This window comes from Clostridium aromativorans, from assembly GCF_020908015.1.
GTDB lineage: Bacteria > Bacillota > Clostridia > Clostridiales > Clostridiaceae > Clostridium_B > Clostridium_B aromativorans.
In genome coordinates this window covers 51,148-71,637 of record NZ_JAJJPB010000006.1, presented here as the reverse complement: position 1 = coordinate 71,637, position 20,490 = coordinate 51,148, and the positions used below count along the sequence as shown (strand labels likewise).

Below are 20,490 nucleotides of genomic sequence, written 5' to 3'. Positions count from 1 at the left end.
TTAGGAGGAATAAATTTGTATATAATAGCAGCCATAATTGCCTTTGGGGTATTGATTATAATTCATGAATTGGGACACTTTATAATGGCAAAACTAAATGGAGTAAAAGTTGAAGAGTTTTCCATAGGTATGGGTCCCAGGGTTTTTGGAATAAAGGGAGGAGAAACAGAATATTTAATAAAGCTGCTTCCTATTGGCGGTTACGTAAAAATGCTTGGAGATGAAGGTAAAAGTGATGATCCAAAGGCTTTTAACAATAAGAGTCCCATTAGGAAACTCAGTGTTGTAATAGCTGGGCCCATAATGAATTTCATACTGGGGATTGTTTTGTTTGCAATTATAGCTTCTGCCAGGGGATATGTATCCCCGGTGGTAAAGAGCACAATATCGAATGAACCGGCAGCTATGGCGGGTATTAAAGCTGGTGACAGGATAACCAGAGTAAATAATTCTAAAATTTCAACTTTTGAAGATTTTGTAACTCAAGTGTATACTGCAGGTGGAAATCCCATTAAGGTAACTTATGAGAGAAAGGGAGTCCCAAATCAGGTTATGTTAACTCCGGTCAAGGATAAAAAGGAAAACAGGTATATGATTGGGATTGAGGGAACATTGGTAACCAGCCCTAATATTGGGCAATCCATATCCTATGGATTTATAGAAACTAAATCACTGATAAAGCAGACATTTACTTTTTTTAAGATTCTATTTAGAGGCAAGGCATCAATGAATGATGTGGGCGGCCCCGTAACTATAATAAAGATATCTGGGGCAGCGGCAAAAGCTGGTATACTGAGTTTGCTTGCTTTCTCAGCTTATATAAGTATACAACTGGCTATATTTAATATAATACCATTTCCAGCACTGGATGGGGGATATATATTCTTGTTTTTATTTGAAATAATAACGGGAAGGAAAGTAGATGACAATAAGGTTGGAATGATAAATTATGTGGGATTTGCCATACTGATGGCGCTTATGGTTCTTGTGACAGTAAAAGATATACTTTACCCTGTACAATTTTAGAAAATCGATCTGCCATCTGGGGGTGAAATAATGAAAAGACTGAAAACTAGAAGAATAAAAGTTGGAAGTATATTTATAGGTGATGATTTTCCTGTGGCTGTGCAGTCAATGACTAATACGGACACGAGAGATGTAGAAGCTACCGTAGCTCAGATAAGTGAATTGAAGGGGAATGGATGTGACATAGTAAGATGTGCCGTTCCTGATGAAGAAGCTAGTAACGCACTTAAAAGGATAGTGGAAATGGTGGATGTACCCGTTGTAGCTGATATACATTTTGATTACAGATTGGCTCTTGATTCTATAGAAAATGGGGTTTCAGCTCTTAGGATAAATCCCGGGAATATTGGTGATATATATAGAGTGAAAGAAGTGGCCAAAGAGGCTAAAAAGATGAAAATTCCCATTAGAATAGGAGTAAACTCTGGATCCTTAAAAAAAGACATATTGGATAAGTATGGGAAGGTATGTGCAGAAGCCCTTGTGGAGAGTGCATTGGAACATGTGAGAATACTGGAAAACGTGGGATTTTACGATATAGTCATATCCATAAAATCCTCTAATGTAGCTCAAATGGTGGAAAGTTATAGAAAAATATCTAAAATTGTAAATTATCCACTGCATTTAGGAGTAACTGAGGCAGGCACTGTCTGGAGGGGCACTATAAAATCAGCTGCTGGGATAGGGACTCTTTTGATGGAGGGTATAGGAGACACCATAAGGGTGTCTCTTACTGGAGATCCGGTAGAGGAAGTGAGAGTAGGGAAGGAAATATTAAAGTCCTGCGGCCTTTTAAAAGAAGGGATTGAATTCATATCATGTCCTACCTGTGGTAGAACAGAGATCAATTTAATCGAAATAGCTAAAGAAGTAGAAAATAGGCTTTCAAATGTGCGTAAAAATATAAAAGTAGCTGTTATGGGATGCGTGGTAAATGGCCCGGGAGAAGCAAGGGAGGCAGACATAGGCATAGCTGGCGGAAAAGGAGAGGGACTCATATTTAAAAAGGGAAGTATAGTTAAAAAAGTAAAAGAGAAGGATTTGGTAGATGCCCTTATAGAGGAAGTAGAAAAACTCTGATTATGTGCTTTATATTTGTATTATGAATTGTGAATTGTGCATTGCATAAGGGGGGGGTGAATGATGAGCCTTGATATTATGAAAATATTACAGAAAGATTTGGATTATGACTACAATACTTTGGAACAAAATATAGAACTTTTGAAAATACAGTATTTAAGGAAAAGTAATAAATTAAAAGTAGTAGTGAGATCCAGGGAAAATTTAAATAAAGATGTACAGAATAAAATAAAGAGTATAGTCAATAAGAAACTTGGAAGTTTTTTCAATATTGATCTCGTATGCTATAGAGATATATCCAATGTGTCTTTAAAGGAAATAAGTGAAAATTATTGGATTCAGCTGGTGGATGTTATAAGTTCCTATGTACCTATGTGTAGGGAATTTTTATTGAAATCCTCTAGAAAAGTAGAGAAAGATACAGTTAAAATTTACAGTGGAAATGAATTTATATGCGGACTCCTGAAAAATAAGAGTATAGAAAAGCTTATGACCAGGAGTATTAGAGATATATTTGGTGTAAGCTGTTCTGTAATATTAAATTATGATGAAAAGCTAAATTCAGAGAGCTATTTGGAGGAAAGTGAAAAAAAAGAAAAAAAATACATAGAGAATATCTTGAATTATCGGGAGAGGGAAAATAAAAAGTACAATAATATGCAAAAATTCAATCAGGATTTGAAATATAAAAAAAATTCACAGGGGAATACTGTATCAAGCAGCGGTATTATTATAATTGGAAAGAGTATAAATGGGGATATTACTGATATTAGAAATATAACAGAAGTTTCTAAATCAGTTATTATAAAAGGTGAAATATTTAAGAGAGAAATTATAGAAACTAAGACTGGAAGAAAGATAATTGCTTTTTACATAACAGATTATACCAGCTCTATTATTGTAAAGCTCTTTCCAAAACCTAAAGATGTAGATAGAATAGTGGATGAGGTAAAAGAGGGGCTTTTTTGTATGGTCAGAGGAGAGGTCGTAAATGATATCTATGCCAGGGAATTGGTGATAATGGCCAGAGACATAATTAAAACTCAAAAAAAGATAAAAGAGGATAATGCTCCTAAAAAGAGGGTGGAACTTCATCTTCATACGCAGATGAGTGCAATGGATGCAGTTAGTTCTGCTTCAAGTCTTATTGAAAGGGCGGCCAGATGGAATCATAGAGCTATTGCTATAACTGATCATGGAGTAGTTCAGGCTTATCCGGAGGCTATGGAAGCTGCAAAAAAAAATAATATTAAGGTGATATATGGTATAGAATCCTATCTGGTAGATGACGGAGTGCCTATTGTTATAAATGGCGAAGGTAAAACTTTGGATGACACCTATGTGATTTTTGATATTGAGACAACAGGTTTTTCCAGTATAAATGACAGTATAATAGAAATAGGAGCAGTTAAGGTGAAAGATGGAAAAGTAGTTGATAAATTTAGTGAATTTGTAAATCCAGGAAGAATTATACCGGGCCGTATTGTGGAACTTACAGGAATTACGGATGAAATGGTGGAAAAATGTCCTAATATAGAGGAAATTTTACCTAAATTTATGGAGTTCATAGGAGATTCTATAGTTGTTGCCCATAATGCCAGCTTTGATGTAGGATTTATAAAGAAGAATTGTAATGATCTGAATTTGAAATTTAAAAATCCAGTTATGGACACTATCCCTCTTTGTAAGTTTTTATTTCCTGAACTCAAAAAATTTAAGTTAAACATAGTGGCAAAGCATCTGGGGATATCTCTTGAAAACCACCATAGGGCAGTAGATGATGCTGGAGCTACCTGCGATATACTTTTAAAATGCTTTGAAATTTTAAGGGAAAGAAATATTTTAAGTCTTGACAGGTTAAATGAGGAATTTTTAAAAAATATAGATGTAAAAAAACAAACTATGTATCATCTCATAATATTGGTTAAAAATCAAACAGGACTTAAAAATTTATATAAACTTGTATCAGAATCCAACTTGAGTTATTTTTTCAAAAAGCCCAGAATGCCCAAAAGCCTGATAATGAAATATAGAGAGGGCCTTATAATAGGCAGTGCCTGTGAGGCAGGGCAGGTATATAAGGAAGTTCTCAGTGGCAAAAGTGATGAAGAATTGAAGGATGTGCTGGATTTTTATGATTATCTGGAAATACAGCCTGTAGGAAATAACATGTTTCTTGTAAGAGAGGGTTTGGTTAAGGATAAAGATGAATTAAAAAATATAAACAAGAGAATATGTGAATTAGGTGAGAAAAATAATATGCCTGTAGTAGCTACCTGTGATGTGCATTTCATGGATCCTGAAGATGAGGTGTTCAGGCGCATAATAATGTCAGGCCAGGGTTATTCTGATGCTGACAATCAACCTCCCCTCTATTTTAGAACTACGGATGAAATGCTCTCTGAATTTGAATACCTGGGCAGGGAAAAAGCAGAGGAAGTAGTTGTGGAAAACACCAATAAAATTGCGGATATGATAGGAGAAGTAAAGCCTATACCGGATGAAACCTTTCCTCCTAAAATCGAAGGGGCGGAAGAACAGATAAAGGACATGACACTAAAAAAAGTTCATTCTATTTACGGAGAAAAGCTTCCTGAAATCGTGGAGAAAAGATTGGATAAGGAATTGAGTTCTATAATAAATAACGGGTATGCAGTGCTCTATTTAATTGCAGAAAAGTTAGTGGCAAAATCCTATAAAGACGGCTATTTAGTCGGTTCAAGGGGTTCGGTGGGTTCTTCTCTTGTTGCGACTATGTCGAATATTACAGAAGTAAACGGACTTCCGCCTCACTATGTTTGCCCAAAATGTAAATATAGTGAATTTTTCACAGATGGCTCTGTAGGCGCAGGTGTTGATCTGCCAGACAAAAACTGTCCCAGATGCGGTGAAAAACTTAAAAAGGATGGCTATGACATACCTTTTGAGACATTTTTAGGATTTTCAGGAGATAAAGAGCCGGATATAGATTTGAATTTTTCTGGAGAATATCAGCCTGTAGTTCATAAATATACGGAAGTGTTATTTGGAGAAGGGCACGTGTTTAGGGCAGGCACTATAGGTACCATAGCTGAAAAGACAGCCTATGGATATGTAAAAAAATATTTGTCAGAAAAGAATATAATTGTCCCCCAGGCTGAAATAGAGAGACTTACCAGGGGATGCACGGGAATAAAGAGAACTACAGGACAGCATCCAGGAGGAGTCATGGTAGTTCCAAGCGACAATGAGATATATAATTTCACCCCTGTGCAGCATCCGGCGGATGACAATGACACGGATATAATAACAACCCATTTTGATTACCATTCCATAAGTGGAAGACTTTTAAAGCTGGATATACTGGGGCACGATGATCCTACGGTGCTTAGGATGCTTCAGGATTTAACGGGGGTTGATCCAAAGAGTATACCTCTTGGGGATCCTAAGGTAATGAGCTTATTTACATCACCGGAAGCACTGGGAGTTACAGAGGAGGAGTTGGGCTGTCCGGTAGGAACTTATGGATTGCCTGAATTTGGAACTAAATTTGTAAGGCAGATGCTGCTGGACACCCATCCTAAAACCTTCTCGGATTTAGTGAGGATATCTGGATTGTCTCATGGTACCGATGTGTGGATAAATAATGCCCAGTACTATATAAAGGAAGGATACACAACTCTTAGGGACTGTATAGCCTGTAGGGATGATATAATGATGTATCTAATTCACAAGGATCTTCCTGCAAAGACAGCTTTCACCATAATGGAGAAAGTAAGAAAGGGGAAAGGGCTTAAAGAGGAGTATGAAAAGGAAATGAAGGAACATGGTGTTCCCGACTGGTATATTGACTCCTGTAAGAAAATAAAGTACATGTTTCCTAAAGGTCATGCTGTGGCTTATGTCATGATGGCTGTTAGAATAGCATATTTTAAAGTGTATTATCCCAAAGCGTATTATGCCACTTATTTTACCGTAAGGGCAGATGAATTTGATGCTGATATTGTGGCTCAAGGGGAAGATGCCATAGAGAAAAAGAGAGATGAACTCTATGGGATGGGAAATAATGCAACTCAAAAAGACAAAGGACTCATTACAATATTGGAATTGTGCTATGAAATGTACAAGAGAGGCATAAGATTTTTGAAGGTGGATTTGTATAAATCCAGTGCAGATAGATTTTTGATAGAGGAGGAAGGGATAAGAATTCCAATAAATGCCCTGGCCGGTGTTGGGGAAAGTGCAGCTAAAAACATAGTGGAGGCCAGGGAAAAGGGAGAATTTATATCCAAGGAGGATTTGAGAATAAGAGCAGGGGTTTCCAAAACTGTAATAGAGACACTGGATAGATATGGAGCTTTAAGAGGAATGCCTGAAACCAATCAACTCTCTCTATTTGCATAGATTCTATAATTTAAATAGAAACATATATAATTTTTCTTGAAATAAAGAATATAGTATGTTAAAATAAAAATGGTAAATCTACAGAAGCTATTATGACATAAAAGAGTGGGTTTGAACCCGCTCTTTCTATTTGTAAAAAACGCAGCGAAAGTTGCGTTTTTAAATTACAAGTAACAAACAACATTTTTTAAAAGGAGGATTTTAAGTGAGAGAAAATGCCTTAGCGGAAAAAATAATGAAATTTGTGAAACCTGTAGTCAGTGATCTAGGTTATGAACTATATCATTTGGAATTTAAAAGAGAAGGAAAAGATAATTATTTGAGAATATATATAGATAAAAAACAGGGAAACATATCATTGGAAGATTGTGAAAATGTAAGTAGGACAGTTAGTGATATACTGGATAGGGAGGATCCCATAAAAGTTTCTTATTATCTGGAAGTTTCATCACCAGGCATTGAAAGGATACTTTATACAGATGAACATCTGAAAAGGTATATTGGATATGATGTGGTGGTGAATATACAAGGACTTTTAAAAGGTAAGAAAAAATATGATGGAAAACTTTTAGAATTTAATCAAAGTCAATTGAAAATTGATTGTGGGGATGGAAATACAGTTATTCCTAGAGAAAAAATTTCGACTGTAAATTTAAAAGGTGATGTTTAAGGGGAGGTATATTTTAAAATGAATAAAGAGTTTATAGAAGCCTTAAGAGAAATAGTAAGAGAAAAGGGAATAAGTGAAGAGCTATTGTTTGCCACCATAGAGGATGCATTAGTTGCTGCCTATAAGAAAAATTATATGGGGCATGGAGTAAACAATCAGAATGTTAAGGTTACTATGAATAGGGAAAATGGAGAAATTCATGTGTATTCCCAAAAAAATGTAGTGGAAGAATTGAAGGATGAGATTAGTGAAATGAGTTTAGAGGATGCAAAACAATTGGATCCAAACTATAATATAGGTGATACAGTTAATATAGAAGTTACTCCGAGAAAATTCGGGAGGGTAGCTGCACAGGCAGCAAAACAGGTGGTTATCCAGCGAATAAAAGAGGAAGAGAGAAGAATTATATACAGTGATTTTGCAGAAAAGGAAGAGGATATGATAACGGGGACTGTTATAAGGAAAGATAAGAACAACGTTCTTATTGATTTGGGGAAGACAGAAGCAGTTCTTGGCCCCAATGAGCAGATACCTGGTGAAAAGTATAATTTTAATGATAAACTTAAATTGTATATTGTAGAGGTTAAAAACACTACAAAAGGTGCTCAGATTGTGATATCAAGAACTCATCCGGGACTTATAAAAAGACTGTTTGAACTTGAGGTACCTGAGATATTTGATGGGACTGTTGATATAAAGTCTATTGCAAGAGAAGCAGGTTCTAGAACAAAAATTGCTGTACATTCCAGTGATGAGAATGTAGATCCTATGGGAGCTTGTGTTGGACCCAAGGGAGTAAGAGTTCAGAATATAGTAAATGAGTTAAAGAATGAAAAGATAGATATAATAAAGTGGAGTAAACTTCCAGAAGAGTATATAGCCAATGCACTTAGTCCAGCTAAGGTTTTGGATGTGACTTTGGATGAAGATATGAAATTTGCACAGGTTGTAGTAGATGACAATCAATTGTCTTTAGCCATAGGTAAGGAAGGGCAAAATGTAAGACTGGCAGCGAAACTTACGGGATGGAAAATAGATATAAAAAGTAAATCTCAGGTAGAACCGAAAGATGAAGAAGATAAGTTTACTGTGGAACCTGAGAATGGGGAAATTGATTCCTGAATGTTTGAACTTTAAAATAGAGGTGATATGTATATGAAACAAAGAAAAATTCCTAAGAGAATGTGCACAGGCTGTATGGAGATGAAACCTAAAAAGGAATTGATAAGAATAGTAAAGAACAAAGAAGGTGAAGTTTCCGTAGATCCTACTGGAAAGAAAAATGGTAGAGGAGCTTATATATGTAAAGATATTCAATGTCTTGAAAAAGCCTTTAAAAACAATAGGCTTCAAAAAAACCTTGAAGTGCAGATAGATGAAACTTTATATAATAGTTTGAGGGAACAGATAGAAAATAGCAGGTAAATTTCTTGATTGGGGTATGGGTAAAGTGTGCAGGAGAGATTGTAGAGAGATATAATAAGGGGAGAAAACTTTGTTGAACTTGTGGAAAAATGAGAGACTTTAGTTTCGGAGGTGAAGGATTTGTCAAAAATAAGAATTTATGAATTGGCTAAAGAATTAAATATATCCAGTAAAAAATTAATTGAATTATTGCTAGAAGAATTTGGGGTAAAAGTAAAAAACCATATGAGTGCTATAGAAGAAGAAGATGCAGATTTAATTAAGGAATTTATGGAAGAAAATAAGGAGGAAGGAGAGGAAGGAGAAGAAAAAGAAAAGGACAAAAAGAATGATTTGACGAATAAGAAATCCCATAAACGCGGAAATAAAAATGGAAATGCTAAAGAGGTTAATAAAAAAGATGACAGGCAAAAAGAAAAAGGTTTAAAAAATGAGGATTTACAGGAAAGTATAAAGATAGAAGATACTATAACTGTGAAAGAGTTTTCTGAAAAAATAGGTAAGCCTTCTACAGAAGTCATCAAACAGCTTATATTTATGGGGGTAATGGCAGCTATAAATGAGGAAATAGATTTTAATACAGCAAAAAAATTAGGTGAAAAATTTAATATAACTGTACTTAGAGAGGAAAAGGATATAGATAAAGAAGCAGTAGAGCAGGAAGATGAAGAGGATGAGGATACCAATCTAGAAAAAAGACCTCCTATTATAACTGTTATGGGCCATGTGGATCACGGCAAGACATCTCTTTTGGATGCCATAAGAAAATCACATGTAACTGCTACTGAAGCGGGAGGAATAACACAGCATATAGGTGCCTATACTGTTAATATAAATGGTGAAAAAATAACTTTCCTTGATACTCCAGGACACGAAGCTTTTACTGCAATGAGAGCCAGGGGGGCTCAAATTACAGATATAGTTATTTTGGTTGTAGCGGCAGATGATGGAATAATGCCACAAACTGCAGAGGCAATAAATCATTGCAAGGCTGCAGATGTACCTATAGTTGTGGCTATAAATAAAATAGATAGGCCAGGAGCTAATGTCGATAAAGTAAAGCAAGGTCTGACAGATTATGATTTGATACCTGAGGATTGGGGAGGAAATACAATATGCATACCAGTATCTGCCCATACTAAAGAGGGAATTGATACATTACTTGAGATGGTACTTTTAACAGCAGAAATGCTGGAACTAAAAGCAAATCCTCACAGAAATGCAAAGGGAACTGTCATAGAGGCGAAGTTAGATAAGGGAAGAGGAGCTGTTGCCACTTTGTTAGTTCAAAATGGAACACTTCATATAGGAGATTCTGTAATAGTAGGCAATACCTACGGGAGAATAAGGGCCATGTTTGATGATAAGGGAAAGAAAATCAAATCAGCAGGACCTTCCATTCCAGTAGAGATACTTGGATTATCTGAAGTACCAGCAGCAGGAGACAGATTTCATCAGGTCAAAGATGAAAAAACTGCGAGGGATATAGCAGGAAAGAGAAAACAAAAGGTGAGGGAAGAATATCTTCAATCCACTCATAAGGTTTCACTGGAGAATTTATATAGCCAGATAAAAGAGGGAAAAGTAAAAGAGCTTAATGTAATAGTAAAAGCGGATGTACAAGGTTCTATAGAGGCACTAAAACAATCTCTCCAAAAACTTTCCAATGAAGAGGTAAAAGTCAGAGTAATACATGGGGCAGTTGGAGCTATAACGGAAACAGATGTGACCCTAGCTGCAGCTTCAAATGCCATAATAATAGGATTTAATGTGAGACCTGATATAAATGCACAGAATGCCGCTGAAAAAGAATCCGTGGATATAAAAACTTATAGAGTAATATACGATGCCATAGAAGATATAAAAGCTGCTATGGTAGGAATGCTGGAACCTGACTATAAAGAAGTAATACTTGGGAAGGCAGAGATTAGGCAGACTTATAAGATATCCAATGTGGGAACTATTGCAGGCTGTTATGTAGTTCAGGGAAAAGTAGTGAGAAACTCTAAGGTAAGGATAATAAGGGATGGTATAGTTATATTTGAATCAGAACTTGCCTCTTTAAAGAGATTTAAGGATGATGTAAAGGAAGTTGCCGAAGGGTATGAATGCGGTCTTTCAATTGACAAATTTAATGACATAAAAGAAGGAGATATAGTAGAAGCTTATGCTATGGAAGAAGTCAAGAAAAAACAGTTATAGATGCGAGGTGATATTTTGTGACTAACTATAGAAGTGGAAGAATAAATGAAGAGATGAAAAAGGAAATAAGCAATATAATCAGAAATGATATAAAAGATCCAAGGGTAACTGCTATGGTGAGTGTTACGAAAGTCGATGTTACAAAAGATCAGAAATATGCTAAAGTTTATGTAAGCATATATGGGAAAAATAAATCGAAAGAAAACACTTTTGAAGCACTTAAAAATTCAGAGGGATTTATAAGAAGGGAAATTGGGCATAGGATAAAACTGAGAAACACGCCAGAGATAATTATAGAACTTGACAATACTATAGAATATGGAATGCATATAGATGATATCCTCCATAAAATAAAGGAGAATGAAAGACATGATAATGAATGATATAATCAATAGAATAAGGAACTGTAACAACATTGCAATTACTTTTCATTCTTCTCCTGACGGAGATGCTCTTGGAAGCTCGCTGGCATTGTTTCAAGGATTAAAAAAGATGGGCAAGGAAGTTAAAATTCTTTCGAGAGAGAAAATATTGGAAGATTTTAAATTCTTACCTTGCAGTGAAGAGATAGATGGTAAAAATTTTAAAGTGGGTTCAGATGTTCAATGTGTTATAGTGCTGGATTGCGGAGATGTAAAGAGAATAGATGCGGAGTTGGATTTTCAAAACAGGGCATACAAAATAATAAATGTAGATCATCATGTAACAAATGAACTCTATGGGAATTTAAACTATGTGGATACAAATGCTGCCGCTGTGGCGGAAATAGTATATCAAATGCTTAAACTTATGGATATAGATATAGATAAGGATATAGCACAGTGTCTTTATACATCTATAATTACAGATAGTGGCTCTTTTAGATATAGTTCGACCACGTCGGTAACCCATGCCATAGCAGGAGATTTAATAAATACGGGTATAGACTTTAGTGGAATTCACAGAATTGTGTTTGAAAATAAAAAGTTTCAGAGAATAAAACTCTATGGGAAAGCTATTGAAGGTATGAAACTTGTAGAAGACAGGATTTGTATTATGAAAATTACACGGGATATGCTTTCGGAAGTTGACATGAATTCAGAAATTGATACTTCTGATATTATAAGTATAGGTATGAAGATAGATACTGTAGAAGTGGGAATTTTGTTAAAGCAGGTAGAGGACGGGATAAAAGCAAGCCTTAGATCAAAATCAAAAGTGGATGTTAGGAAAATAGCAGAAGTATTTGGCGGCGGAGGACATTTAAGGGCAAGTGGCCTTAAAATTGAGGGTAAGTCTATGGATGAGGTGGAAGACATGATATTGGAAGAAGTTGAAAAAGAGTTTATATGATGGATGGTGTTTTGAATATAAATAAGCCTGCAGGTATTACATCCTTTGATGTGGTCAGGAAAATTAAGATTTTGTCACATAATAAGAAGGTAGGTCATGCTGGTACACTTGATCCAATCGCTTCGGGAGTATTGCCAGTATGTATAGGCAGGGCTACCAAGTTTGTGGATTATATAATGAAAGATGAAAAAGTATATTTAACTCAGATGAAACTTGGAATTAGAACGGATACTTACGACAGAGAGGGTACTGTAATAAATATCTTAGATTTTAACTTAAGTAAAAGGAATATAGAGAATGTGATTTTGAGTTTTGAGGGGCAAATAGACCAGCTTCCACCTATGTATTCTGCTATAAAGGTGAAGGGAAAAAGACTTTATGATCTGGCAAGACGCGGCATAGAAGTGGAAAGAAAAAAGAGGAAAATACTGATATATTCTATAGAAATTGTGGATATAAAGCTGCCCTATGTAGTATTTAAGGTAAGGTGTTCTAAAGGAACCTATATAAGAAGTCTTTGTAATGATATTGGAAATAGATTGAATTGTGGAGCTGTTATGTGGGACTTGAAGAGAATATCCACTGGAAACTTTGACATTTTAAATTCAATTACTTTAGAAAGCTTAAATGATAAAAACATATTACAATACATTATTCCTGTAGATACCGCACTGTCACAATACCCTGTACTCACAGTTGAAGATAAGTATGTAAAAAATGTTTTAAATGGAATTCCAATAAGGGATAAGATATTTTTAGATAAAATATCAAAGGATAGACTGTATAGAGTGTATACAAGTAAAAATGAGTTTGTGGGTTTAGGCATGCATAAAACTTTTGAATTTAAAATGGTTAAGTTATTTATTCGAGGTAATTGATTATGAAAGTTATAGAAGATAATTTTAAAGAACATTTTAAAGAGAATACATATATAGCATTGGGAAGCTTTGACGGACTTCATCTAGGACATATGAGTCTTATAAATAAGACCATCAGACTCGCTAGAAATAATAGGGCAAAGAGTATGGTATTTACATTTAAAAATCATCCTCTTATGACTATAAATCCTGACTTGGCACCTAAAATTTTGATGGATAACCAATCTAAAATAGATGTATTGAGAAATATGGGTTTGGATATAATAAATATGGTAAACTTCAATGAAGAACTTATGAAAATAGGTCCTGAGGACTTTGTGATTCATCTTTTAAATAACTATAGGGCCAAAGGATTTGTGGTTGGGTTCAACTATAGATTTGGATACAAGAATTTAGGAGATGTAAATTTATTAAAGAAGTTGAGCAGAGTTTATAAATTTCATTTAAGCGTTATTGATTCTGTAAAATATAAAGGACAAATAGTTAGCAGTTCAATCATAAGAGCCATTGTAACTGATGAAGGGGATATGAAAAAGGTAAACAAACTTTTGACAAGGCCTTTTATGATACAGGGAAAGGTAATGCATGGAAAGCAGTTAGGAAGAAAACTGGGATTTCCCACAGTAAATCTGGATTATGACAAAAAATTTGTGATACCAAAGGGCGGAGTATATTATACTATGGTGGGATTAGATGGAAAAATATTTAAAGGTATAACTAACGTAGGATATAATCCCACCACCTATGACAATAAACTCAGCGTTGAAACCAATATACTGGACTTCAGCGGGGATATATATGATAGAAACATAAAGATATATTTTATTGAGAGAATTAGAGATGAGGTAAAATTCAACAGTTTAGCTGAATTAGCCGATCAATTAAAGAAAGATAAAGTGTATGTGAGTAAAAAAACCGGAAATTAATTTTAAAAATTAATTTACAATACTAGGTTTATTTGCTATAATTACAGACGTGATCCTTATGCTAAGAATTTCGACTTGCCAACGTTGTTCTTGGAATAAAGGGGATTAACAATTGGAGGTGTAACAAAATGGAGAAGGCAGTTAAAGATGCGATAATGAAAAAATACGCAAGACATGAGGGAGATACAGGATCCCCTGAAGTGCAGATAGCCCTGCTTACTGAAAGAATTAATCATTTAAATGAACATTTAAAAATCCATAAGAAAGATCATCATTCCAGAAGGGGTCTTCTAATGATGGTTGGTAAGAGAAGAGGTCTTCTTAATTACTTAATTAGACAGGATATTGAGAGATATCGTGCTATTATTAAGGAGTTAAATTTAAGAAAATAATTTTTGGAGCGGGCTTGTGCCGCTCTATTCTTTTAATAGAATTGTAATTCATTGGTAGGAGGTATATTTTTAATGAGTGATATAATTCAAACTACTGTGGCAGGAAGAGTTTTAAAGGTTGATTATGGAAAAGTAGGTAAACTTTCTGACTGCGCTATGTTTATAAGTTATGGAGATACAGTGGTTTTAATCAATGCAAATTCGTCAGATGAACCTAGAGAAGGAGTAGATTTTTTTCCTTTGAGCATAGAATATGAGGAGAGGCTGTACTCTGTTGGTAAGATTCCCGGAGGTTTTATAAAAAGGGAGGGTAAACCAACGGAAAAGGCCATACTTCATGCTAGAGCGATAGATAGGCCACTTAGGCCGCTGTTTCCAAAGGGATATAGAAATGATGTTCAGGTAGTATGTACTGTACTGTCAGTTGATCAGGACAATGCACCTGACATATTGGCCATAAATGGAGCTTCATTAGCTCTATGTATGTCAAGTATTCCTTTTACTACTCCGGTGGGAGCAGTGTCCGTAGGGCTGGTAGATGGCAAATTCATAATTAATCCCGATTTAAAACAAAGGGAAAAAAGTAGTTTAAATCTTACAGTTTGTGCTACTAAGGACAGGGTTATGATGGTAGAAGCTGGAGGAGATGAAATACCGGAGGATATAATGTACAACGGTATAATATGTGGATTTGAAGAATGCAAAAAGATAGTGGCATTTCAAGAAGAAATCATAAAGAAGTATGGAAAAGAAAAAGTTGAACCTGTATTGTACAAGGCGGATGAAGCCCTGGAGGAAAAAGTTAGAGAGTTTGCCTCTGATATGATAAAAGATGCCATGCATATAGAGGACAGAGATAATAGAAATGAAGCGCTTAAAGATATAGACGATAAATTAAATGGGCAATTTTCTGAAGAATACCCGGATAGTGAAGCTGATATTTCTGATATAGTCTACAGAATGAAAAAAGAAGTAGTTAGAAATATGCTTTTAAAAGAACATAAAAGAGTAGATGGAAGGGCATTTGACGAAATAAGACCTATAAGCTGTGAAGTGGGAATTCTTCCCAGAACTCATGGCACTGGACTTTTTACAAGAGGATTAACTCAAGTGATGACTGTAGCTACGTTGGGATCCCTGGGAGATGTGCAGATACTTGATGGAGTGGGTTCTGAAGAGTCCAAGAGATATATTCACCACTACAATTTTCCATCCTACAGCACAGGTGAGACAAAGCCTCTTAGAGGACCAGGAAGAAGGGAAATAGGTCATGGAGCTCTGGCTGAAAAAGCATTGGAACCACTTATACCAAGTGAAGAGGAATTTCCCTATACCATAAGATTGGTGTCTGAGGTGTTGAGTTCAAACGGCTCTACTTCTCAGGCCAGCATATGTGGAAGTACTTTAGCTCTTTTGGACGCAGGTGTCCCAATAAAAAGACCGGCGGCGGGAATAGCTATGGGACTTGTAACCAGCGAAGATATGTCTCAGGAGGAAATATTGACTGATATACAGGGATTAGAGGATTTCTTCGGAGATATGGACTTTAAAGTTGGAGGAACAGAAAAAGGCATTACAGCCATTCAATTTGATACAAAAATTCATGGGCTATCCAATAACTGTATAAAAGAAACCCTCAATAGGGCAAGAACAGCAAGGTTATTTATACTTGAAAAAATCCATGAATGTATTCCTGCACCAAGGGCAGAATTGTCAAAATATGCTCCAAAGACATTTACCATGTCCATAGATCCTGAAAAGATCAGGGATGTAATAGGCTCCGGAGGAAAGGTTATAAACAAGATAATAGCAGAGACTGGAGTTAAAATAGATATAAAAGAAGATGGAAAAATATTTGTTATGTCAGATGACACTGCAAGTGCAAAGAAGGCATTGAAAATAATTGACGATCTTACTAAAGAAGTAGTGGTGGGAGAGATATATCTGGGTAAGGTTACCAAAACAACTAATTTTGGAGCATTTGTTGAAGTACTTCCAGGTAAAGAAGGACTGGTTCATATCTCAAAATTGGATTTTACCAGAGTGAATAAGGTAGAAGACGTAGTATCTGTAGGAGATAAGATATTGGTCAAAGTAACTGATATAGATAATCAAGGTAGAATAAATCTTTCCAGAAAAGATGCCATAAAAGATTCTGAGAAAAAAGATCTAAAGGGAAAAGATTCAAAGGTAAAACAGTAAAATAGAAGGGCTTAGGTGCCTTTTTATTTTTTAATGTGATTTTTTTACACCTTGTGGGAATAATTTTGATAATAAATTAAAACTGTCTAGTGAAAGAGGTGAAACTTTTAATGTATAATTTATTTAAGTTAGATAATGGATTAAGAGTAGTCGTAGAAAATATAGATTATGTAAATTCTGTAAGTGTGGGCCTCTGGATAAAAAGTGGATCTAGAAATGAAGAAAAATACAATAATGGTATTTCTCATTTTATTGAACATATGCTGTTTAAAGGCACAGCTAATAGAACTGCACTTGAAATAGCTGAATCAATAGAAGATGTTGGTGGACAGATAAATGCTTTTACGGGGAAGGAAGCTACATGTTTTTATGTAAAAGTATTGGATACTCATTTGGATTTGGCTATAGATGTTTTAGCGGATATGTTGTTTAACAGTAAATTTTTACCTGAAGATATCGAAAAGGAAAAGGGCGTTATAGTTGAAGAGATAAATATGAGTGAAGATTTACCAGAAGATGTATTGTCGGATCTTCACAATAAAGCCATGTGGGGAAATGATTCTATATCTCTTCCCATACTGGGAAATGCTGATACTGTGAAATCCTTTAATAGAAAACAGCTGCTGGAATATATAAATTCTCGTTATATACCTGAAAATTCCGTAATATCTATAGCCGGCAAGGTAAATTTAAAAAATGTAGAGAAATTGATAGAAAAATATTTTAAAAACTGGTGTGGAAAAGACAAGGTTATCACCAATTATTCTTTCCCAAAACTTCTAAATAACCATCTTTTGAAGAGAAAGAATATAGAACAGCTTCATTTGAGCTTAGGGATACAGGGAGTTAAAGGAGGCAGTGATGATATATATCCACTTTTATTATTGAATAATATATATGGAGGTGGAGCTTCTTCTATATTGTTTCAGAAGATACGTGAGGAAAAAGGTCTTTGTTATTCTGTATATTCTTATTTGACTTCTTTTAATAATAATGGTGTAGTTATTGTGTATACTGGATTAAATGCGAAGTATGTTTATGATGTGATATGCAGAATAAAAGAAGAGTTAGAGCTATTTTCAAAAAATGGCATTAAACCTGGTAAATTGAAAAAATCAAAAGAACAGTTAAAAGGAAACTATATATTGGGTATGGAAAGCATAAGCAGCAGGATGTTTAATAACGGTAAATCTCTATTATTTACCAATAAGTTAAATACTCCTGAAGATATAATAGAAAAGATAAACAACATAGATGAAGATATTCTAAACAGAGTGATGAAGAACACTTTTTGTAATGGAATAGTGAATTCCGCATTCGTAGGTGATAATATAGATATGGAAATTGTAAAAAATTTATTGGATAAAGATATAAAACCTTTTCAGGGATCAAAGAGCAGCTTTTTATAAAATTTATTAGAATGAGTATGAATTTGGGATTTTATATGATTATGAAGCTTGTAGAATAAGTTATGTACATTGTTCATAGTATGTAGTAATGATATATTTTATATAATATAAGTGGGAGGATACTATGGATCAAAATATAAAATATTATAGTGAAATGGAAAGATATGAAATTATTAATGTGAATGATGGCAATAAATACAATTATCTGGGGAACAATGACATAATAGTTGATTCTGAGGGGAACCTAAAGATATTGATTTTAAGTGATAATAAAACTAAATTTGGTATTTTTGGTAAAAGTGAGTTCATAGAGGTTCCCTGGGAATATGTCAAGAAAATAGGAGCTAAGACAATTATTATAGATGTGGAGGAAAAAAATCTCAAAAAAGTGCGATAGTACAGTTGAAGATTTTTAAATTGTCAACTGTCAATTGTGCATTGTAAATTATAAATTGTCAAAAATTATGGAGGACTAAAATGAGAATACTAATTCAAAAATTTGGAGGGACTTCTGTTTCTACTCATGAAAGAAGAAATAGAGTAGTAAATAAAATAATTAAGGCCAAGAATAAGGGATTTTCACCAGTTGTAGTTGTTTCAGCTATGGGTAGAAAAGGTCAACCCTATGCTACAGATACGCTTCTATCTCTGGTCAGCAGAGATTTTAGAAATAGCAGTCCGTTAAGTATTGATTTGCTTATGAGTTGTGGGGAGATAATAAGTACTGTAGTTGTTGCTGATGAGCTCTCAAAATTAAAAATGGATGTTGTTCCCCTAACAGGAGGACAGGCAGGAATAATTACTGATGATAATTATAATGATGCTGCTGTTTTAAGGGTGGAAAAAGGCAAACTGACCAGTATATTGGAAAGTGGAAAAATTCCGATAGTTGCTGGATTTCAAGGAGTATCTGAAAATGGATATGTAACTACATTGGGAAGAGGCGGAAGTGATGTTACCGCAGCACTTTTGGGTACTGCTTTAAATGCAGAATCCGTAGAAATATATACAGATGTAGATGGAATAATGACGGCAGATCCTAGAATAGTATCTGATGCCTCATTGATTGAAAAGATAAGCTATAATGAGGTGTTCCAAATGGCAGATCAAGGAGCCAAGGTCATACACCCAAGAGCCGTAAAAATAGCCATGAATGGAAATGTACCTTTAGTTATAAAGAACACATTGAATGATGGAAAAGGCACCGTCATAAGCAATTCTGCGGCGGGGGCATCTGGTAAAGTCGTAAACGGTATAACATCCATGGATGACAGAGTTCAGATTACGGTGAAATATAGTGAAAACAAAGATTCTGAAAATTATTATACATTATTAGATGAGCTGGCAAATAATCTTATAAGTATAGATTTGATAAATGTGTTTCCCTATGAGGAAGTGTTTACTATAGGTAATGAGGATATGGATAATTTTAAGATAGTGATGAAAAATCTCGGTCTCAATTATAATGCTATAAAAGAATGTACTAAAATAGCCCTCATTGGAAGCGGCATGAGAGGGGTGCCAGGAGTTATTGCAAAGATATTGAAAGTACTGTCTAGAGAGAATATAAAAGTACTTCAAACTGCTGATTCCCATACTACCATATGGTGTCTTGTTGAAAGAAGTAAAGCAAGTAAAGCCATAAATGCCCTTCATAGGGAATTTCTATTGGGTGAAAAGTAAAAAGGTATATGAATCTCCTAAAATGCATAAGATAAAATCGTTTAAGGAGGAGATTAAAATGTCGGATAAAATAAATAATGAAACCCAGAAGAATAACAGCCAGCTTCAAAACATAAAAGAGCTGGGTGTTACAAATATTCCACAGCAGAGAAACAGCCCAATCCAAATACTTCCAATAATAGGCCAGATAGAAGGGCATGTGGTACTGCCTTCTGAAACCAAAAGCACTAAATATGAACATGTAATACCAAATTTAATTGCTGTTGAAAGTGACAGTAGTGTAAAAGGATTGCTGGTGGTTTTAAATACTGTAGGTGGGGATGTAGAGGCTGGTCTTGCCATATCGGAGATGATAAGGAGCTTGAGTAAACCTACAGTATCTCTCGTTATAGGGGGAGGACATTCCATTGGCGTACCTCTTGCTACGGCGTCTGATTATTCATTTATATCTCCTACGGCTACCATGATTGTGCATCCCATAAGAATGACTGGAATGGTGATTGGAGTTCCAAAGACTTTTGAGTACTTTAGCAAAATGCAGGATAGGATAAATGAATTTATTGTTAGAACATCTAATATAACTGAAAAAAAATTGATTGAACTTATGCTTCAAACAGATGAATTGCTAAACGATACGGGAACTATACTGATTGGTAAGCAGGCGGTGCAGCAGGGTTTGATTGATGAAGTGGGGGGAATAAGTGAGGCTCTTAAAAAATTAAATGACATGATCAAATAATTAAAGACCTATTAAAAGTCACCATAGGATAAATCCTATGGTAATTTATATTTATCTGATGATGAGATTATGCTGCAAAATTATTAGAGGAAAAGAGAAAGTGATGTAGAATATTTATTAGGGAACTTTTCACTTTAGGACTT

General features: G+C 34.8%; 17 protein-coding genes. All 17 read left to right on the top strand.

Annotated features, from left to right (window positions below; translation table 11 throughout):
* Nucleotides 1–15: 15 nt before the first annotated feature.
* The 17 genes from rseP to LN736_RS07015 all read left to right on the top strand — a co-directional run bounded on the left by rseP (nucleotide 16) and on the right by LN736_RS07015 (nucleotide 20,347).
* Nucleotides 16–1,026, top strand: coding sequence for an RIP metalloprotease RseP (gene rseP / locus LN736_RS07095; protein ID WP_150356447.1), 1,011 nt, complete (start codon nucleotides 16–18; stop codon nucleotides 1,024–1,026).
* Nucleotides 1,027–1,056: 30 nt separating this feature from the next.
* Nucleotides 1,057–2,106 (top strand): flavodoxin-dependent (E)-4-hydroxy-3-methylbut-2-enyl-diphosphate synthase, encoded by a 1,050-nt coding sequence (gene ispG, locus LN736_RS07090; RefSeq protein ID WP_150356446.1) that lies wholly within the window; start codon nucleotides 1,057–1,059, stop codon nucleotides 2,104–2,106.
* 63 nt (nucleotides 2,107–2,169) lie between these two features.
* Nucleotides 2,170–6,489: a PolC-type DNA polymerase III gene (locus tag LN736_RS07085; protein WP_150356445.1), complete on the top strand. Its 4,320-nt coding sequence runs from the start codon at nucleotides 2,170–2,172 to the stop codon at nucleotides 6,487–6,489.
* Nucleotides 6,490–6,694: 205 nt separating this feature from the next.
* The gene (gene rimP / locus LN736_RS07080) at nucleotides 6,695–7,159 is read left to right on the top strand and encodes a ribosome maturation factor RimP (protein ID WP_150356444.1); all 465 of its coding nucleotides are present in this window, start codon (nucleotides 6,695–6,697) and stop codon (nucleotides 7,157–7,159) included.
* Nucleotides 7,160–7,177: 18 nt separating this feature from the next.
* Nucleotides 7,178–8,281 (top strand): transcription termination factor NusA, encoded by a 1,104-nt coding sequence (nusA, locus tag LN736_RS07075; protein WP_150356443.1) that lies wholly within the window; start codon nucleotides 7,178–7,180, stop codon nucleotides 8,279–8,281.
* A gap of 33 nt (nucleotides 8,282–8,314) precedes the next feature.
* Nucleotides 8,315–8,584, top strand: coding sequence for an RNase P modulator RnpM (gene rnpM, locus LN736_RS07070; protein ID WP_150356442.1), 270 nt, complete (start codon nucleotides 8,315–8,317; stop codon nucleotides 8,582–8,584).
* A gap of 120 nt (nucleotides 8,585–8,704) precedes the next feature.
* Nucleotides 8,705–10,786, top strand: coding sequence for a translation initiation factor IF-2 (gene infB / locus LN736_RS07065; RefSeq protein WP_150356441.1), 2,082 nt, complete (start codon nucleotides 8,705–8,707; stop codon nucleotides 10,784–10,786).
* A gap of 17 nt (nucleotides 10,787–10,803) precedes the next feature.
* Nucleotides 10,804–11,169, top strand: coding sequence for a 30S ribosome-binding factor RbfA (gene rbfA, locus LN736_RS07060; protein ID WP_150356440.1), 366 nt, complete (start codon nucleotides 10,804–10,806; stop codon nucleotides 11,167–11,169).
* Nucleotides 11,156–12,118, top strand: coding sequence for a DHH family phosphoesterase (locus LN736_RS07055; protein ID WP_229981260.1), 963 nt, complete (start codon nucleotides 11,156–11,158; stop codon nucleotides 12,116–12,118). Before rbfA ends, LN736_RS07055 begins: the two co-directional genes overlap by 14 nt.
* Nucleotides 12,118–12,996 carry a tRNA pseudouridine(55) synthase TruB gene (gene truB / locus LN736_RS07050; protein ID WP_229981259.1) on the top strand — a complete coding sequence of 293 codons (879 nt, stop codon included), beginning with the start codon at nucleotides 12,118–12,120 and terminating at the stop codon, nucleotides 12,994–12,996. Before LN736_RS07055 ends, truB begins: the two co-directional genes overlap by 1 nt.
* Nucleotides 12,997–12,998: 2 nt before the next feature.
* A complete protein-coding gene (locus LN736_RS07045) occupies nucleotides 12,999–13,922 on the top strand; it encodes a bifunctional riboflavin kinase/FAD synthetase (protein WP_150356437.1) in 924 nt (307 codons plus the stop codon).
* 128 nt (nucleotides 13,923–14,050) lie between these two features.
* Nucleotides 14,051–14,314, top strand: a complete 264-nt coding sequence (rpsO, locus tag LN736_RS07040; RefSeq protein ID WP_150356436.1) for a 30S ribosomal protein S15 — start codon at nucleotides 14,051–14,053, stop codon at nucleotides 14,312–14,314.
* 72 nt (nucleotides 14,315–14,386) lie between these two features.
* Complete coding sequence (locus LN736_RS07035; protein ID WP_150356435.1) at nucleotides 14,387–16,516, top strand: polyribonucleotide nucleotidyltransferase; 2,130 nt, start codon at nucleotides 14,387–14,389, stop codon at nucleotides 16,514–16,516.
* A gap of 110 nt (nucleotides 16,517–16,626) precedes the next feature.
* Nucleotides 16,627–17,925, top strand: a complete 1,299-nt coding sequence (locus tag LN736_RS07030) for a M16 family metallopeptidase (protein ID WP_150356434.1) — start codon at nucleotides 16,627–16,629, stop codon at nucleotides 17,923–17,925.
* 124 nt (nucleotides 17,926–18,049) lie between these two features.
* On the top strand, nucleotides 18,050–18,322 hold the full coding sequence (locus LN736_RS07025) for a YlmC/YmxH family sporulation protein (RefSeq protein WP_150356433.1): 273 nt from the start codon (nucleotides 18,050–18,052) through the stop codon (nucleotides 18,320–18,322).
* 80 nt (nucleotides 18,323–18,402) lie between these two features.
* A complete protein-coding gene (gene dapG, locus LN736_RS07020) occupies nucleotides 18,403–19,608 on the top strand; it encodes an aspartate kinase (RefSeq protein ID WP_150356432.1) in 1,206 nt (401 codons plus the stop codon).
* A 58-nt stretch (nucleotides 19,609–19,666) separates the two neighbouring features.
* Nucleotides 19,667–20,347 (top strand): ClpP family protease, encoded by a 681-nt coding sequence (locus tag LN736_RS07015; RefSeq protein ID WP_150356431.1) that lies wholly within the window; start codon nucleotides 19,667–19,669, stop codon nucleotides 20,345–20,347.
* The last annotated feature ends 143 nt before the right edge of the window (nucleotides 20,348–20,490 follow it).

Excerpts from the sequence above, each read along its gene's own strand:
- ispG (WP_150356446.1), top strand. The coding sequence starts at position 1,057 with ATGAAAAGACTGAAAACTAGAAGAATAAAAGTTGGAAGTATATTTATA.
- LN736_RS07085 (WP_150356445.1), top strand. The coding sequence starts at position 2,170 with ATGAGCCTTGATATTATGAAAATATTACAGAAAGATTTGGATTATGAC.
- nusA (WP_150356443.1), top strand. The coding sequence starts at position 7,178 with ATGAATAAAGAGTTTATAGAAGCCTTAAGAGAAATAGTAAGAGAAAAG.
- rnpM (WP_150356442.1), top strand. The coding sequence starts at position 8,315 with ATGAAACAAAGAAAAATTCCTAAGAGAATGTGCACAGGCTGTATGGAG.
- LN736_RS07055 (WP_229981260.1), top strand. The coding sequence starts at position 11,156 with ATGATAATGAATGATATAATCAATAGAATAAGGAACTGTAACAACATT.
- truB (WP_229981259.1), top strand. The coding sequence starts at position 12,118 with ATGGATGGTGTTTTGAATATAAATAAGCCTGCAGGTATTACATCCTTT.
- LN736_RS07045 (WP_150356437.1), top strand. The coding sequence starts at position 12,999 with ATGAAAGTTATAGAAGATAATTTTAAAGAACATTTTAAAGAGAATACA.
- rpsO (WP_150356436.1), top strand. The coding sequence starts at position 14,051 with ATGGAGAAGGCAGTTAAAGATGCGATAATGAAAAAATACGCAAGACAT.
- LN736_RS07035 (WP_150356435.1), top strand. The coding sequence starts at position 14,387 with ATGAGTGATATAATTCAAACTACTGTGGCAGGAAGAGTTTTAAAGGTT.
- LN736_RS07030 (WP_150356434.1), top strand. The coding sequence starts at position 16,627 with ATGTATAATTTATTTAAGTTAGATAATGGATTAAGAGTAGTCGTAGAA.
- LN736_RS07025 (WP_150356433.1), top strand. The coding sequence starts at position 18,050 with ATGGATCAAAATATAAAATATTATAGTGAAATGGAAAGATATGAAATT.
- dapG (WP_150356432.1), top strand. The coding sequence starts at position 18,403 with ATGAGAATACTAATTCAAAAATTTGGAGGGACTTCTGTTTCTACTCAT.
- LN736_RS07015 (WP_150356431.1), top strand. The coding sequence starts at position 19,667 with ATGTCGGATAAAATAAATAATGAAACCCAGAAGAATAACAGCCAGCTT.